The sequence below is a fragment of the Bradyrhizobium sp. LB11.1 genome (genome assembly GCF_040549385.1).
GTDB lineage: Bacteria > Pseudomonadota > Alphaproteobacteria > Rhizobiales > Xanthobacteraceae > Bradyrhizobium.
Genome location: NZ_JBEPTH010000003.1, coordinates 399,809 through 411,930 on the forward strand (window position 1 = coordinate 399,809; position 12,122 = coordinate 411,930).

Annotated in this window: 13 protein-coding genes; 4 read left to right on the forward strand and 9 right to left on the reverse strand. The window is 64.5% G+C overall.

The window, feature by feature from the left end; translation table 11 throughout:
• The first annotated feature begins 179 nt into the window (after positions 1-179).
• Complete coding sequence (locus ABIA96_RS09575) at positions 180-1,397, forward strand: hypothetical protein (protein WP_354136794.1); 1,218 nt, start codon at positions 180-182, stop codon at positions 1,395-1,397.
• On the opposite strand, the gene gmk is transcribed toward ABIA96_RS09575, so the two are convergent.
• From gmk to ABIA96_RS09620, 9 genes are all read right to left on the reverse strand, one after another.
• Positions 1,330-1,989, reverse strand: coding sequence for a guanylate kinase (gene gmk / locus ABIA96_RS09580; protein ID WP_354136795.1), 660 nt, complete (start codon positions 1,987-1,989; stop codon positions 1,330-1,332). The genes ABIA96_RS09575 and gmk overlap by 68 nt on opposite strands.
• Before the next feature lie 3 nt (positions 1,990-1,992).
• Positions 1,993-2,880, reverse strand: a complete 888-nt coding sequence (locus ABIA96_RS09585; RefSeq protein WP_354136796.1) for a YicC/YloC family endoribonuclease — start codon at positions 2,878-2,880, stop codon at positions 1,993-1,995.
• A 116-nt stretch (positions 2,881-2,996) separates the two neighbouring features.
• On the reverse strand, positions 2,997-4,256 hold the full coding sequence (mltG, locus tag ABIA96_RS09590) for an endolytic transglycosylase MltG (RefSeq protein WP_354136797.1): 1,260 nt from the start codon (positions 4,254-4,256) through the stop codon (positions 2,997-2,999).
• Between the two features lie 125 nt (positions 4,257-4,381).
• Positions 4,382-5,647 carry a beta-ketoacyl-ACP synthase II gene (gene fabF, locus ABIA96_RS09595; RefSeq protein ID WP_354136798.1) on the reverse strand — a complete coding sequence of 422 codons (1,266 nt, stop codon included), beginning with the start codon at positions 5,645-5,647 and terminating at the stop codon, positions 4,382-4,384.
• 108 nt (positions 5,648-5,755) lie between these two features.
• A complete protein-coding gene (locus ABIA96_RS09600) occupies positions 5,756-5,995 on the reverse strand; it encodes an acyl carrier protein (protein WP_006020277.1) in 240 nt (79 codons plus the stop codon).
• Positions 5,996-6,304: 309 nt separating this feature from the next.
• Positions 6,305-7,042, reverse strand: a complete 738-nt coding sequence (fabG, locus tag ABIA96_RS09605) for a 3-oxoacyl-[acyl-carrier-protein] reductase (protein WP_354136799.1) — start codon at positions 7,040-7,042, stop codon at positions 6,305-6,307.
• Between the two features lie 11 nt (positions 7,043-7,053).
• Positions 7,054-8,013, reverse strand: a complete 960-nt coding sequence (gene fabD / locus ABIA96_RS09610) for an ACP S-malonyltransferase (RefSeq protein ID WP_354136800.1) — start codon at positions 8,011-8,013, stop codon at positions 7,054-7,056.
• 174 nt (positions 8,014-8,187) lie between these two features.
• Positions 8,188-9,213, reverse strand: coding sequence for a fatty acid desaturase family protein (locus ABIA96_RS09615; RefSeq protein ID WP_354136801.1), 1,026 nt, complete (start codon positions 9,211-9,213; stop codon positions 8,188-8,190).
• Between the two features lie 3 nt (positions 9,214-9,216).
• Positions 9,217-9,921: a TetR/AcrR family transcriptional regulator C-terminal domain-containing protein gene (locus ABIA96_RS09620; RefSeq protein WP_354136802.1), complete on the reverse strand. Its 705-nt coding sequence runs from the start codon at positions 9,919-9,921 to the stop codon at positions 9,217-9,219.
• Between the two features lie 341 nt (positions 9,922-10,262).
• Between ABIA96_RS09620 and rpsF the strand changes: the two genes are divergently transcribed.
• The 3 genes from rpsF to ABIA96_RS09635 all read left to right on the forward strand — a co-directional run bounded on the left by rpsF (position 10,263) and on the right by ABIA96_RS09635 (position 12,114).
• Positions 10,263-10,769 carry a 30S ribosomal protein S6 gene (gene rpsF, locus ABIA96_RS09625; protein ID WP_354136803.1) on the forward strand — a complete coding sequence of 169 codons (507 nt, stop codon included), beginning with the start codon at positions 10,263-10,265 and terminating at the stop codon, positions 10,767-10,769.
• A 5-nt stretch (positions 10,770-10,774) separates the two neighbouring features.
• The gene (gene rpsR / locus ABIA96_RS09630) at positions 10,775-11,014 is read left to right on the forward strand and encodes a 30S ribosomal protein S18 (RefSeq protein WP_007592020.1); all 240 of its coding nucleotides are present in this window, start codon (positions 10,775-10,777) and stop codon (positions 11,012-11,014) included.
• Between the two features lie 128 nt (positions 11,015-11,142).
• On the forward strand, positions 11,143-12,114 hold the full coding sequence (locus tag ABIA96_RS09635; RefSeq protein WP_354136804.1) for a DUF2232 domain-containing protein: 972 nt from the start codon (positions 11,143-11,145) through the stop codon (positions 12,112-12,114).
• Positions 12,115-12,122 lie beyond the last annotated feature (8 nt).

A 12,122-nucleotide genomic window follows, 5' to 3' on the forward strand; every position in this document is an offset into this window, starting at 1 on the left:
TTTATCGGGGACTGCGAATGGCCATGGCGCCCACGAAATGCCCCAATCAACGGGGGAACGAACGGCGCGCAGGCCCGATTCAGGCCACATCCTCTCCGGATTTGCGGCTCATTGCCACCTAACTCTTTGTTGAGAAAGGGAAGGTAACGAGTTGCGTCATGCGTAATCGGGAGACCAGAATGGGCAACCGCACCGCGAAGTTCATATCCGCGCTAGCGGGCAGCATCATTGCCGGCGCACCATTGGCTGCTGTCTCGCAGAACGCGCCAACCGCACCCGCCGCCGCAAGCACCGCGAGCGACTGCCTCGCCGCGCCCAAGGGTGCCACGCCGCAGGGCCAACACTGGTTCTATCGCCTCGAGCGTTCGACCAAGCGGCAATGCTGGTATCTGCGCGCCGAAGGCGCCAAGGAAGGTGCTAAGGCCACGCAGAGCGCGCAAGCGACGACCGACACGCCGAATGCTGCTCCAGCCGCGCCGCAATCGGTGCAGAATGCGCATGCTGAATACATTGCGCCGCAGACCAGCCCCGCACCGAGCGCGGCGGCATCGGCCGAAGCCGAAACGCAGCAGGCTGCCAGCACCACGGATGCCAATGCGGCGCAGCCCGCTGTCGCCACGCGTTGGCCCGATGCCGCCCCCGCTTCGCCTGCACCGCAGTCAGCGCCCGCAGCGACTTCCCCGCCTGCAACCGACTCAGCACAACCGAGCACCAAGCCGGCCGCATCGCCTGCACCGGTGCCGCTCGCCGCGGCGGACGCGCCCGCGGACAAGCCGACCGGTTCGCTGCAGATGCTCCTGCTCGTCATCGGCGGCGCCTTGGCGCTCGCGGGTCTCCTCGCCAGCGTGATTTATCGCTTTGCCGGTGGACGTGGGCGCGTCCAGACAGCCGATCGCCGCGTGAACTGGGATCATCGGCAGAATGACGACGACAGCCGCGCACCTTGGCACACCGAGCCGGCGCCGCGCGCAGAACGGCCGCTTCCAGTGGACTTCGATGCCGTGCGTGTGGAAGCCCCGCAGATCGCCGCATTCTCCGACGCAATTGGCCGGATCGCTGCGCAGCGCCGTTCCATCGAGGTTGCGACAGCAGAGCCTGACGAGACCGAGATCGACTATTTCGACGGCGCATTCGAGATCGATGCCCCGGCGCCTCAGCTCGCCGCCGACGACATCCACCACAACGAACCGGCAGAGCACGACGCGGACGCGCAAGACGAACATGCGCGCGACGAGAGCGCTGCCGACATCGATATCATCACGGCGATGCTGGAACGGCTGGCGACGGAAGGGCCGCGGCTGACGCAGCCTCGCCCTGAAACCGACGTTGCTAGCCTTGAAGCTGACCTTGCAGCCCTCGCACGAAGCTCACGAGGCCGGTCCGCCGCTCGCGCTTGAGGCGCTCGGCCTTCAGGATCGACTGCACCTCGGCGAAGGCGTCATCGACATTGTGGTTGATGACGATGTAGTCGTACTCGGCCCAGTGGCTCATCTCGTGGCTGGCGCGGCTCATGCGCTTGCGGATCACCTCGTCGGAATCCTGTGCGCGCGAATGCAGCCGTTTCTCGAGATCGCCGGCTGACGGCGGCAGGATGAAGACGCGAACCACGTCGACGCTCGCTTTCTGGTGCAGTTGCTGTGTGCCCTGCCAGTCGATGTCGAAAAGCACGTCCTGCCCAGCGGACAGTGCAGCCTCCACCGGAGCACGCGGCGTCCCGTAGAGATTGTCAAACACGGTGGCCCATTCGAGCAGTTCGCCCTGCTCCACCATCGTTTCGAACCTGGGCTTGCCGACGAAGAAATAATCGCGCCCCTCGACCTCTCCCGGCCGCATCTGACGCGTGGTCGCCGACACTGACATCTTCAGGCCCGGCTCCCGCTCGAGCAACAGACGCGACAGCGTCGTCTTGCCCGCGCCTGATGGCGAGGACAGCACGAACATCAGCCCGCGCCGCTCGACACCGTCAGTTCCGTGACCGCCCGTCATCATCGATCACTCCAGATTCTGGACCTGCTCGCGGAATTGCTCGACCACGTTCTTCATCGCGAGCCCGGTGTTGGTCAGCTCGATGTCGTTCGACTTCGAGCAGCAGGTGTTGACCTCGCGGTGAAACTCCTGCGCCAGGAAGTCGAGCTTGCGCCCGATCGGGCCGCCCTTGCCGATCAGCTCACGCGCCTGTGCGACGTGGGAGGCGATACGGTCGAGCTCCTCGCGGATGTCGGCCCTGGTCGCGATCAGGATCGCCTCCTGCATCAGTCGGTCGGAATCGAAACGGTCGGAGGTGTCCAGCAGCGCGGCGATCTGCTCGGCAAGCCTCGCCTTGATCGCCTCCGGCTTGCGGCCGGGCGCAGCTTCCGCTTTCTTCGCCAGCTGCTCGACCTCGTCGACGCGCTGGGTCAGGATCTGGCCGAGCGAGGTGCCCTCGCGCTTGCGCATCTCGACGAGATCCGCGAGCGCCTTGTCGAAGGCGTCCGCCACGGCAGCCCGCGCGGCCTTGTCCTCCTCCTCGTCGCCCTCGGGCTCCGCGACCTCAATGACACCCTTGATCGCCAAAAGTCCGTCGACGCTCGGCGCGACCGCGTCGACCTTGCCGGCGATGACGGCGGCGGCCTTCAGCACGGCGTTGAGCACATCCTCATTGACGCGGACCGAGGCGACCGCATTGGCGCGCTTGACGTTGAGATTGGCGTAGACGGTGCCGCGCGACAAGAGCTCGCCCGCGCGCTTCTTGGCGTAGGCCTCGAGCTCGTCGAACCCCTGCGGCAGCCGCACCCGCAAGTCAAAGCCCTTGGCGTTGACCGACTTCAATTCCCATTCGAACGTATACGGCCCGCTTGCGCCGTGGCTTCGGGCAAAGCCGGTCATGGACGACAGCGCCATCAGGTCAAATTCTCCGGAAACACAGGATTCGCGAGGCCATCAGGCCACGGGAAACTTAAGACTATTTTGCAGGAAAGTGGAATCCGCAAAGTCCCGTAGGCAGGTCTGCAGCCAGCCTATCGCTGGATCACCTGCGGCGACAGCTGAACCGCGCCCTGGCGCGCAGGCGCCGACCGCTTCTTCTGCTGGGTCGGCCGGGCCGGCGGCGTGGTCGCGGTCGGCGCCGTGTCCACTGCCGCGGGCGCGGCGGCGGCCGGCGCCTGCGGATCGTCGACCGGCTCGACCGTGTCGTTCTGGATCTGCTTCTCCATCGCGCGCAGTTTGGCGACGTTCTTCTGGTGCGCGTCGTAGGTCTCGGTGAAGGCATGTCCACCCGAGCCGTCGGCAACGAAATAGAGGTCGCGGGTGCGGGCCGGGTTGGCGGCGGCCTCGAGCGAGGCGCGGCCGGGATTGGAGATCGGGCCCGGCGGCAGGCCCTCGATCACATAGGTGTTGTAGGGCGAGGGCTGCGTGATCTCGCTGCGCTTGATCGGGCGGCCCAGCGTGCCCTTGCCCCCGACGAGGCCGTAGATGATGGTCGGGTCGGACTGCAGCTTGATCTTCTGCTTGAGGCGATTGACGAACACGGCAGCAACGCGGCTGCGCTCGTCGGGCTTGCCGGTTTCCTTCTCGACGATCGATGCGAGCGTCTCGAGCTGCTCCGGCGTCTTGATCGGAACGTCCTGGCTGCGGCGTTCCCAGATCTCCGCGAGCACACGCTTGTGCGCCTGCTGCATGCGCTGGATCACCTGGTCGCGCGGGGTCCCGCGCGGGAACTTGTAGGTCTCGGGCAGCAGCGTACCTTCGCGCGGCACTTCGCGCACACTGCCAGTGAAGATGTCGTTGTCCGACAACCGCGTCACGATCTGCTCGGAGGTCAGGCCTTCCGGTATCGTGACCGCATGCTGCACCACCTTGCCCTCGACGATGGTGGCGATGACATCGCGCAGGGACGCATTCTTCTGGAACGAATATTCACCGGGCTTGAGGTCCGAGCTCGCCTTCAGCGCGGCCACCGCGGCGATGAACACCCACGGATTGACATCAGTCACGCTTTCCTTGTTCAGGGTCTCGGCGATGTCGCGCTTGCCGGCGCGCTGCGGGATGTTGACGACCTTGTCTTCCTTGAGCGGTCCCGGTGCCTCGAGAACCTGCCGGCCGTAATAATACGCGCCGCCGGCACCGATCATGGCGATCAGCAGCAGCGTGATGATGGCATTACCGACCACGACGAAGGGATTGCGTGCCCGCTCCGAACGCTTCGGCGGCGGCGGGACCTGCTCGGGCTCGAGCGCTGCCCGCGGACTCCGGGGCGAAATGGGCGGCCTTTCACTCATCGAAGCAACCTGAATCCTGCCGGTTCAATCGCAGCCTGACAATCGCTTGCCGAGCCAAATGCACGCGCCCACGGATATGACTATCGCCGAATACGGCAAAACGGTGGATTCGTCGCAAACACAAACTATTGGGCCAGACGCCGGACGATCACCGACGCATTGGTACCGCCGAAACCAAAAGAATTCGACAACGCGACGTTCACCTCGCGCTGCTTCGCCTTGTGCGGCACGAGATCGATCGCGGTATCCACCGACGGATTGTCCAGATTGATCGTCGGCGGGACGATGTTATCGCGAATCGCGAGGATGGCGAAGATCGCCTCGATCGCGCCGGCCGCACCGAGCAGATGGCCTGTCGACGATTTGGTCGAGGACATCGCGACCTTGGAGGCGGCATTGCCGAGCAACCGCTCCACCGCGCCGAGTTCGATCTCGTCGCCGAGCGGCGTCGAAGTGCCGTGCGCGTTGATGTAGTCGAGGTCGGATGCCGTGAGGCCGGCGCGCTTGAGCGCGGCCGACATGCTGCGGAAGCCGCCATTGCCATCGGGTGACGGCGACGTAATGTGATAGGCGTCACCTGAAAGACCGTAGCCGATCACTTCGGCATAGATCCGGGCGCCGCGGCGCCGAGCGTGCTCGAGTTCCTCGAGGACAAGGACGCCGGCGCCCTCGCCCATCACGAAGCCGTCGCGGTCCTTGTCATAGGGACGCGAGGCCTTCTCAGGCGTTTCGTTGAAGCCGGTGGAGAGCGCGCGCGCGGCGTTGAAGCCGGCAATGCCGATGCGGCCGATCGGCGATTCGGCACCCCCGGCAACCATGACGTCGGCATCGCCGAGCGCGATCAGACGGGCGGCATCGCCGACCGCATGGGCGCCGGTCGAGCAGGCCGTGACCACCGAATGGTTCGGACCCTTCAGCCCATGCTTGATCGAGACATAACCAGCGGCGAGATTGATCAAGCGGCCTGGAATGAAGAACGGCGACACCCGGCGCGGTCCACGTTCCTTCAGGAGAAGCGAGGTCTCGGCGATGCCGTTGAGGCCGCCGATGCCGGATCCGATCATGGTGCCGGTCGCGCACTTGTCCTCTTCGGTCTCCGGATGCCAGTTGGCATCGTCGAGTGCCTGACCCGCTGCGGCCATGCCGAAGATGATGAAGTCGTCGACCTTGCGCTGGTCCTTCGGCTCCATCCAGATATCGGGATTGAAGCTGTCGTTGGTGCCGTCGCCGCGCACCACCGTGCAGGCGATCTTGGTCTGCAGATCGGAGACATCGAAGTTCTCGATCCTGCGCGCACCGCTTTCGCCGTTGAGGATGCGTTTCCAGGTCGGCTCGACGCCGCAGCCGAGCGGCGACACCATGCCGAGACCCGTGACGACAACCCGCCTCATATCCGAAAACTCCGCATCGAAAGATTCACGGCCAATAACAAGAAACCGGCTGACCGCTGGGAAGCGGCCCGTCCGGTTTCAATGTTGTCCCCGCGAAAATGAAGAGCCTTAGCTCTTCGCGTTCTTCTCGAGAAACTTCGTGGCGTCGCCGACGGTGAGAATCGTCTCCGCGGCGTCGTCCGGAATCTCGCAACCGAATTCTTCTTCGAACGCCATCACCAGCTCGACGGTGTCCAGACTGTCGGCGCCGAGGTCGTCGATGAAGCTCGCCGCGTCGACAACCTTCTCGGGTTCAACACCAAGGTGTTCGACCACGATCTTCTTAACCCGCTCGCCAATCTCACTCATTGCATAACCTCGTGTTGTTCCCTGTAGACCCGACCCCCCGGGACGATACGAGCCGTCGTGGTCGTTGACTGCCTTCGCTTACGAACTTGGATTTGGCCCCACCCTAACCGATGTGGACCCGGCGAATGACGGCCAAGGCTCCGCATCGCCAATATACAGGGTTTCAAAAACCTGCAATGGCGTTCTTTTGCCCATCCGTTGAAGGTCCGGTTATCATACTTCAATTGCCTTGACTACACGCCTCAATTCGCTCTGGAAACGGCCGTTTGCCGCATCCTGCCCGTCCATGTGGCAGTGCGGAACGGCGTGTCAGATCATGGCCATGCCGCCGTTGACGTGGATAGTCTGGCCAGTGACGTAGGCTGCTTCGTTCGAACTCAGGTAGACGGCGGCCGCAGCAATGTCCTCGGGCGTCCCCAGGCGGTTGGCCGGAACCTTGGTCAGAATCGTCTCGCGCTGCTTGTCGTTGAGCGCATCCGTCATCGGCGTCTTGATGAAGCCCGGCGCAATGCAGTTCGCGGTGACGCCGCGCTTGGCGTATTCGGCGCCGAGCGTCTTGATCATGCCGATCAGCCCGGCCTTCGACGCGGTGTAGTTGCCCTGCCCGGGATTGCCGGTGACGCCGACCACCGAGGTGATGGCGATGATACGGCCGAAGCGCTTGCGCATCATCAATTTGGTGGCGGCGCGCGCCAAGCGGAAAGTCGATGTCAAATTGATGTTGATGACCTCTTCCCAATCTTCGTCGCGAAGCTGAACGAACAGGTTGTCACGCGTGATGCCGGCGTTGGCGACGAGAATATCGACCTGGCCCATCGCTGCTTCGGCCGCGGGGACCAGTGCTTCGACCTCGTCGGCCTTGGAGAGATTGCAGGGCAGCACGAGGGCGCGTTCGCCAAGCTTGCCCGCCAGTTCGTCCAACACTTCCTTGCGCGTTCCGGAAATCGCTACAGTGGCGCCCTGCGCATGCAGGGCCTGCGCAATCGCGCCGCCGATGCCGCCAGTTGCACCGGTGACGAGCGCCTTTTTGCCAGTCAGATCGAACATCGAGTACTCCTCTAGCCCTGCTTCGCAGCGGCCAATGCATCCTTGGCGGCGGCAATGTCGTTCGGCCCGCCCACGGCAACACCAACGGCACCGTCGGCGATGCGCTTGACGAGACCCGACAGCACCTTGCCCGCGCCGATCTCGAAGAAGCGGGTGACGCCCTGCCCCGCCATATAGCCGACCGACTCGCGCCAGCGCACCGTGCCGGTGACCTGCTCGATCAGACGGCGGCGGATCTCGTCGGGATCGGTGATGGCGCTTGCGAGCATGTTCGACACCAGTGGCGCGACCGGCGCCTTGATCGTGACCTTGGACAGCGCTTCCGCCATCGCATCGGCGGCGGGCTGCATCAGCTGACAATGGAACGGTGCGGACACCGGCAGCAGCATGGCGCGCTTGGCGCCTTTGGTCTTGGCGATCTCGACGGCTCGGTCGACCGCGGCCTTGTCGCCGGAGACGACCACCTGCCCGCCGCCATTGTCATTGGCGGCCTGGCAGACCTGGCCCTGCGCCGCCTCCTTGGCGACTTCCATAGCCGCCTCATAATCGAGGCCGAGCAGCGCCGCCATGGCGCCGGCGCCGACCGGCACGGCTTTTTGCATTGCGAGACCGCGGGTGCGAAGCAGCCGCGCGGTGTCCGAGATCGTCAGGCTGCCGGCTGCAGCCAGCGCCGAATATTCGCCGAGCGAATGGCCGGCAACGAAAGCAGCATCCCGCCCCACGGAAAACCCGGCTTCAGCCTCCAGAACCCGCAGGGTCGCCACAGACACCGCCATCAGGGCCGGCTGGGCGTTCTCGGTGAGCTGAAGGGTTTCCGCCGGGCCGTCCCAGATCGTGGCCGTCAGCTTCTCGCCAAGCGCGGCATCGACCTCGTCGAACACGGCGCGCGCCGCCGGAAAGGTGTCGGCCAAAGCTTTGCCCATGCCAACTGCCTGGGAACCCTGCCCCGGAAATGTAAATGCTGCCGTCATCGGCGCTCCTTGGATCGCTCGAGCCGTGTGCTTCGAGAACCCGGCAGCCAATGACGTCCGGCCCGAGCCTTGGTTCCCGACCATGCTCCAAAGGGGGCCGTAGACACTGTCCGGGGCCGGACTGTCAAGCCAGGACGGAAGCCTTGGCCGGCATTCAACTGGGGACGCGGCCTCTCAAAACCCGCCGGCCTTCTGGTCCGCACCGACTTCGGCACCAGCCTGCGCGCGGCGCGCATTGCTGACCAACTGCCCCGGCCGGTCGTCGCGGTTCGGCTTCGCCGTGGCGAGCCGCAACACCGCGGCGTAGTTCGGCTGCACTTCCATCCGGCCGGCATGCCGGCTCTCGCTGAGCAGGCGATGAACCTTCGGCAGATTGTAGCAGGGCACGTAGAACAAGAGATGATGCTCGAGATGATAGTTCACGTAGTACGGCGCGATGAACAGACGCTCGAGGAAATTGGCATGCGTGGTGCGGGTGTTGCGCAAGGGATCGCTGCTATCAGGCACGACGGCGTGCTCGGCGATGTTGCGAATGCGGGTGATGACCATCATCCAGGTCAACAGCGGCACCAGCCATAGCAATGGATAAGCCCACCACACACCGGCCGCCGCGCAGGCTGCGAAAATCGCGGCGTTGACGAGGCATTGCGGGCCGAGCTTTTCCCAGAAATGCGCGGCGCGCTGCCGCCATTGCCAGTCCTTCGGACCGAGCGCGTTGAGCCATTGCGCCTTGCGCTGCTGGTAGCCGGTCTGCCCGGTGATGTCGCGGAAGAACTTGCGGCGATAGCTCAGCTTGGTGATCGGAAACGGCGCCGACAGCACCAGATCAGGATCGTCCTCCTGCTGCGTGCGTGCATGATGCTGAAGGTGATAGCGCCGATAGCTGCGCGTTTCGGCAAAGAGAGGATAGGCGCAGAGCCATTGGCTCAGGGCCAGATTGGTCTTCTCGTCCGCGGACAGGCAACCATGCGCACCATCGTGCATCAGGATCGCAAGTCCCAACTGGCGCGAGCCGATGATGGCGACGGCGAGAACGTAGGTGATCGGATTGGGCCACCACGCGACCAAAGCGATTGAACCGATGATGAGCGCCCAGGCGTGCGCGATCATCGCGATGCCCTTCCAGGTCACGCGCCGGCGCATTTCGGCCAGTTGATCGTCGGTCAGGAAATCGCGGGCGCGCATGCGAAGCGCGGTCATGGCCTACCCCTCTTCATTTGAATTATTGGATGCGTCGCGCTCGTCGACGAGACGGAGCCGCGCTGTGTCATCCGTGGATTTCGCCTGCTCGCCGAGCACGCGCAGCATCTCTTCGCAGAGTGCCTCGGGCGAGCGGCCCATGGCGTACCCCTCGAGAATGATTCCGATGGCGACCGCCCAGAACCGACGCGAGCTTTCATCGGGCGCGCGCAGCGAGCGCCAGCCATGACGGGCCACCTGACTCGCATAAGCGCGAGCGCCTTCGCTATGCAGGCGCTCGATGGTGCGCTCGACCAATGGCGCCAGATCCTGGCGCCGCCGCGTCAGCGTCAGCGCCTCGGCGAAGAAGGCGATCGAATCGCTCCCGGTCACGGTCTCGGCCAGTGCGTGGGTGTAGTCCCGCGGCGTGCGCGCCTTCAGCGCCGCCTGCTCGGTCGCGCGCGCCAGATACAGGAGATCGCGGCAGGCGCATTCGACGAACAGCGCCTCCTTGGTGCGGAAGTAATAGGTGATTTGGCTCGGAAACGCGTCCGCAGCGGCTGCGATATCGGTGATCGCCGTGCCGGACAGCCCCTGCTCCCTGAACAGCGGGCTGGCAGAGTCCAGCAGCAGCGATCTCATCTTGCGCCCGGCCGAACGCGTCGCCCGTGCAGCATGTTTGGGATCGCCAGCCGCCTCAAACGGCTCTTGGGCCGTCTTTTCCACCATCGGATCGTCTCCTTTGTTCTTTGTATGATATACAAACAAATAAATCAAGCAGGCATGGTATGAGAGGACCGGTCCCCACCACCCACCGGGACGATCCGGGTCGAAAACACAGCCGCAAACCTTGCCAAGCCGGCCAAAATCCGTATAACGCGCGCATCCGCAGACCCCGGCCGGGAGCTGAACGGACGGTCTCAGCAGATTCATTCGTGATTTTGGTGTGGCAGGGCCAGTCGGCCCGTCGTCCCGTGTTTCCGCCTTCTGAGCTTAATCCCAGAGTCCTTTCCGAAGGTCTCTTAAGGGCTTGACGCCGGGCAATGCGCTAACACGAGGAAAGGACGACTATGGCTCTCTATGAGCATGTTTTTCTCGCGCGCCAAGACGCGAGCACGCAGCAGGTCGAAGAGCTGACTGCGCAGATGACCGGTATCGTCGAGGGTCTCGGCGGCAAGGTCACCAAGACCGAGAATTGGGGCGTTCGCTCCCTCACCTACCGCATGAACAAGAACCGCAAGGCGCACTTCGTGCTGCTCAACATCGAGGCGCCGTCCGCGGCGATCGCCGAGATCGAGCGCCAGGAACGCATCAGCGAAGACGTGATCCGCTATCTCAGCGTCCGCGTCGAGGAGCTCGAGGAAGGCCCGTCCGCGATGATGCGCAAGGCGGATCGTGATCGCGAGCGTGACGACCGTGGCGGCGGCTTCCGCGATCGTGAAGGCGGCGGTTTCCGTGGCGACCGTGAAGGCGGTTTCCGTGGTGGCGATCGTGACGGTGGTGGCTTCCGCGGTGATCGCGGCCCGCGCCGTCCGCGCGACGAAGCTGAAACCACCACCACGACGGATGGGGAGTAAGACCAATGGCTGAAGCTGGTGCACGCCGCCCATTTTTCCGTCGTCGCAAGAGCTGCCCGTTCACGGGCGCCAATGCTCCGAAGATCGACTACAAGGACTCCAAGCTGCTGATGCGTTACGTCTCCGAACGCGGCAAGATCGTGCCGAGCCGCATCACCGCGGTGTCCGCGAAGAAGCAGCGTGAGCTCGCCCGCGCCATCAAGCGCGCGCGGTTCCTGGGCCTGCTGCCCTACGTCATTCGCTAAGACGAATTCGGCCGGCGGCGGCATAGCCGCCGGCCGCACTCTTCAAGTTTCATAAGGCTTCCGGGTCGTCCGGTCGCCGATGGTTGGGGCAAGGCGCCTCTAACCGCTCGAAGGGAGCGGGACAGCTGATGATGGTATTTGGACTGATAGCCCTGATCGCCGGCGCTGCGTCGGCCCTGATGTTCGCCTCGATCGTATCGGGCGCGCTGATCTCGCTCGTCCTGGTTTGCCTCGCTCCACTGCCGCTCATGCTCGCCGCGATCGCCTGGGGACCGCTCTGCGGCGCGATCGGTGGCCTCGTCGCGACGCTCGTCATCGCAGGCGCGCTCAGCCCACCCCTCGCCCTCGGTTACGGTCTCGCGTTCGCGCTGCCGGCCTGGTGGCTTGGCCATCTCGTCATGCTGGGAAGACCCCTGGCGAGCGGCGAGATCGCGGGCTCGGATGCTGCTTCGCCCCAAGTCGAATGGTATCCGCTTGGACGTATCCTGCTCTGGATCGCGGCGCTGGCGACGCTGCTGACCGCGGGATCACTGTATTCGCTGGGAAGTGATGCGTCGGCCATCAGCGACGCGATGCGCCGTGGCTTCGCCAAAATTCTTTCACTGGTCAGCGAGACGACCGTTACACAGAACGATCCCCGCGTCGGCGTGATGGTCGCTGTCATTCCGGTTCTGCTCGCCGCATCGCAGATGGCGACGCTGACCCTGAATCTCTGGCTCGCCACCAAGGTCGCGGCTGTTTCAGGACGCCTGCACCGGCCCTGGCCGGACCTCAGCGGCACGAGCTTGCCGCCGATGACGCTGGTGGCACTCTGTGTCGCGCTTGCCTTCAGCTTCTTCAGCGGAATGACCGGCATTCTCGCCGTCGTCGTCACGACCGTCTTGATGATGGCCTATGCGCTGGTCGGCTTTGCCGTTCTGCACACCATCACGCGCGACCTCACCAATCGCGGGGTCTGGCTCGCCGCCGCCTACGCCATCGTCTTCATGTTCAGCCTGAGCCTCATCCTGCTGACCGCCCTTGGCCTTGCGGACGCCGTGTTCGGCTTCCGCGAGCGCTTCCTGCGCAACCGGCAACCGCCGCCATTGCCGACAACTTAAATCCAACC

What these genes read in the sequence shown, in the direction of transcription:
- ABIA96_RS09585 (WP_354136796.1), bottom strand. Translation starts at nt 2,880, where the DNA reads ATGGCGCTGTCGTCCATGACCGGCTTTGCCCGAAGCCACGGCGCAAGC.
- ABIA96_RS09635 (WP_354136804.1), top strand. Translation starts at nt 11,143, where the DNA reads ATGATGGTATTTGGACTGATAGCCCTGATCGCCGGCGCTGCGTCGGCC.
- ABIA96_RS09615 (WP_354136801.1), bottom strand. Translation starts at nt 9,213, where the DNA reads ATGACCGCGCTTCGCATGCGCGCCCGCGATTTCCTGACCGACGATCAA.
- rpsF (WP_354136803.1), top strand. Translation starts at nt 10,263, where the DNA reads ATGGCTCTCTATGAGCATGTTTTTCTCGCGCGCCAAGACGCGAGCACG.
- gmk (WP_354136795.1), bottom strand. Translation starts at nt 1,989, where the DNA reads ATGATGACGGGCGGTCACGGAACTGACGGTGTCGAGCGGCGCGGGCTG.
- rpsR (WP_007592020.1), top strand. Translation starts at nt 10,775, where the DNA reads ATGGCTGAAGCTGGTGCACGCCGCCCATTTTTCCGTCGTCGCAAGAGC.
- ABIA96_RS09600 (WP_006020277.1), bottom strand. Translation starts at nt 5,995, where the DNA reads ATGAGTGAGATTGGCGAGCGGGTTAAGAAGATCGTGGTCGAACACCTT.
- fabF (WP_354136798.1), bottom strand. Translation starts at nt 5,647, where the DNA reads ATGAGGCGGGTTGTCGTCACGGGTCTCGGCATGGTGTCGCCGCTCGGC.
- fabG (WP_354136799.1), bottom strand. Translation starts at nt 7,042, where the DNA reads ATGTTCGATCTGACTGGCAAAAAGGCGCTCGTCACCGGTGCAACTGGC.
- fabD (WP_354136800.1), bottom strand. Translation starts at nt 8,013, where the DNA reads ATGACGGCAGCATTTACATTTCCGGGGCAGGGTTCCCAGGCAGTTGGC.
- ABIA96_RS09620 (WP_354136802.1), bottom strand. Translation starts at nt 9,921, where the DNA reads ATGGTGGAAAAGACGGCCCAAGAGCCGTTTGAGGCGGCTGGCGATCCC.
- mltG (WP_354136797.1), bottom strand. Translation starts at nt 4,256, where the DNA reads ATGAGTGAAAGGCCGCCCATTTCGCCCCGGAGTCCGCGGGCAGCGCTC.
- ABIA96_RS09575 (WP_354136794.1), top strand. Translation starts at nt 180, where the DNA reads ATGGGCAACCGCACCGCGAAGTTCATATCCGCGCTAGCGGGCAGCATC.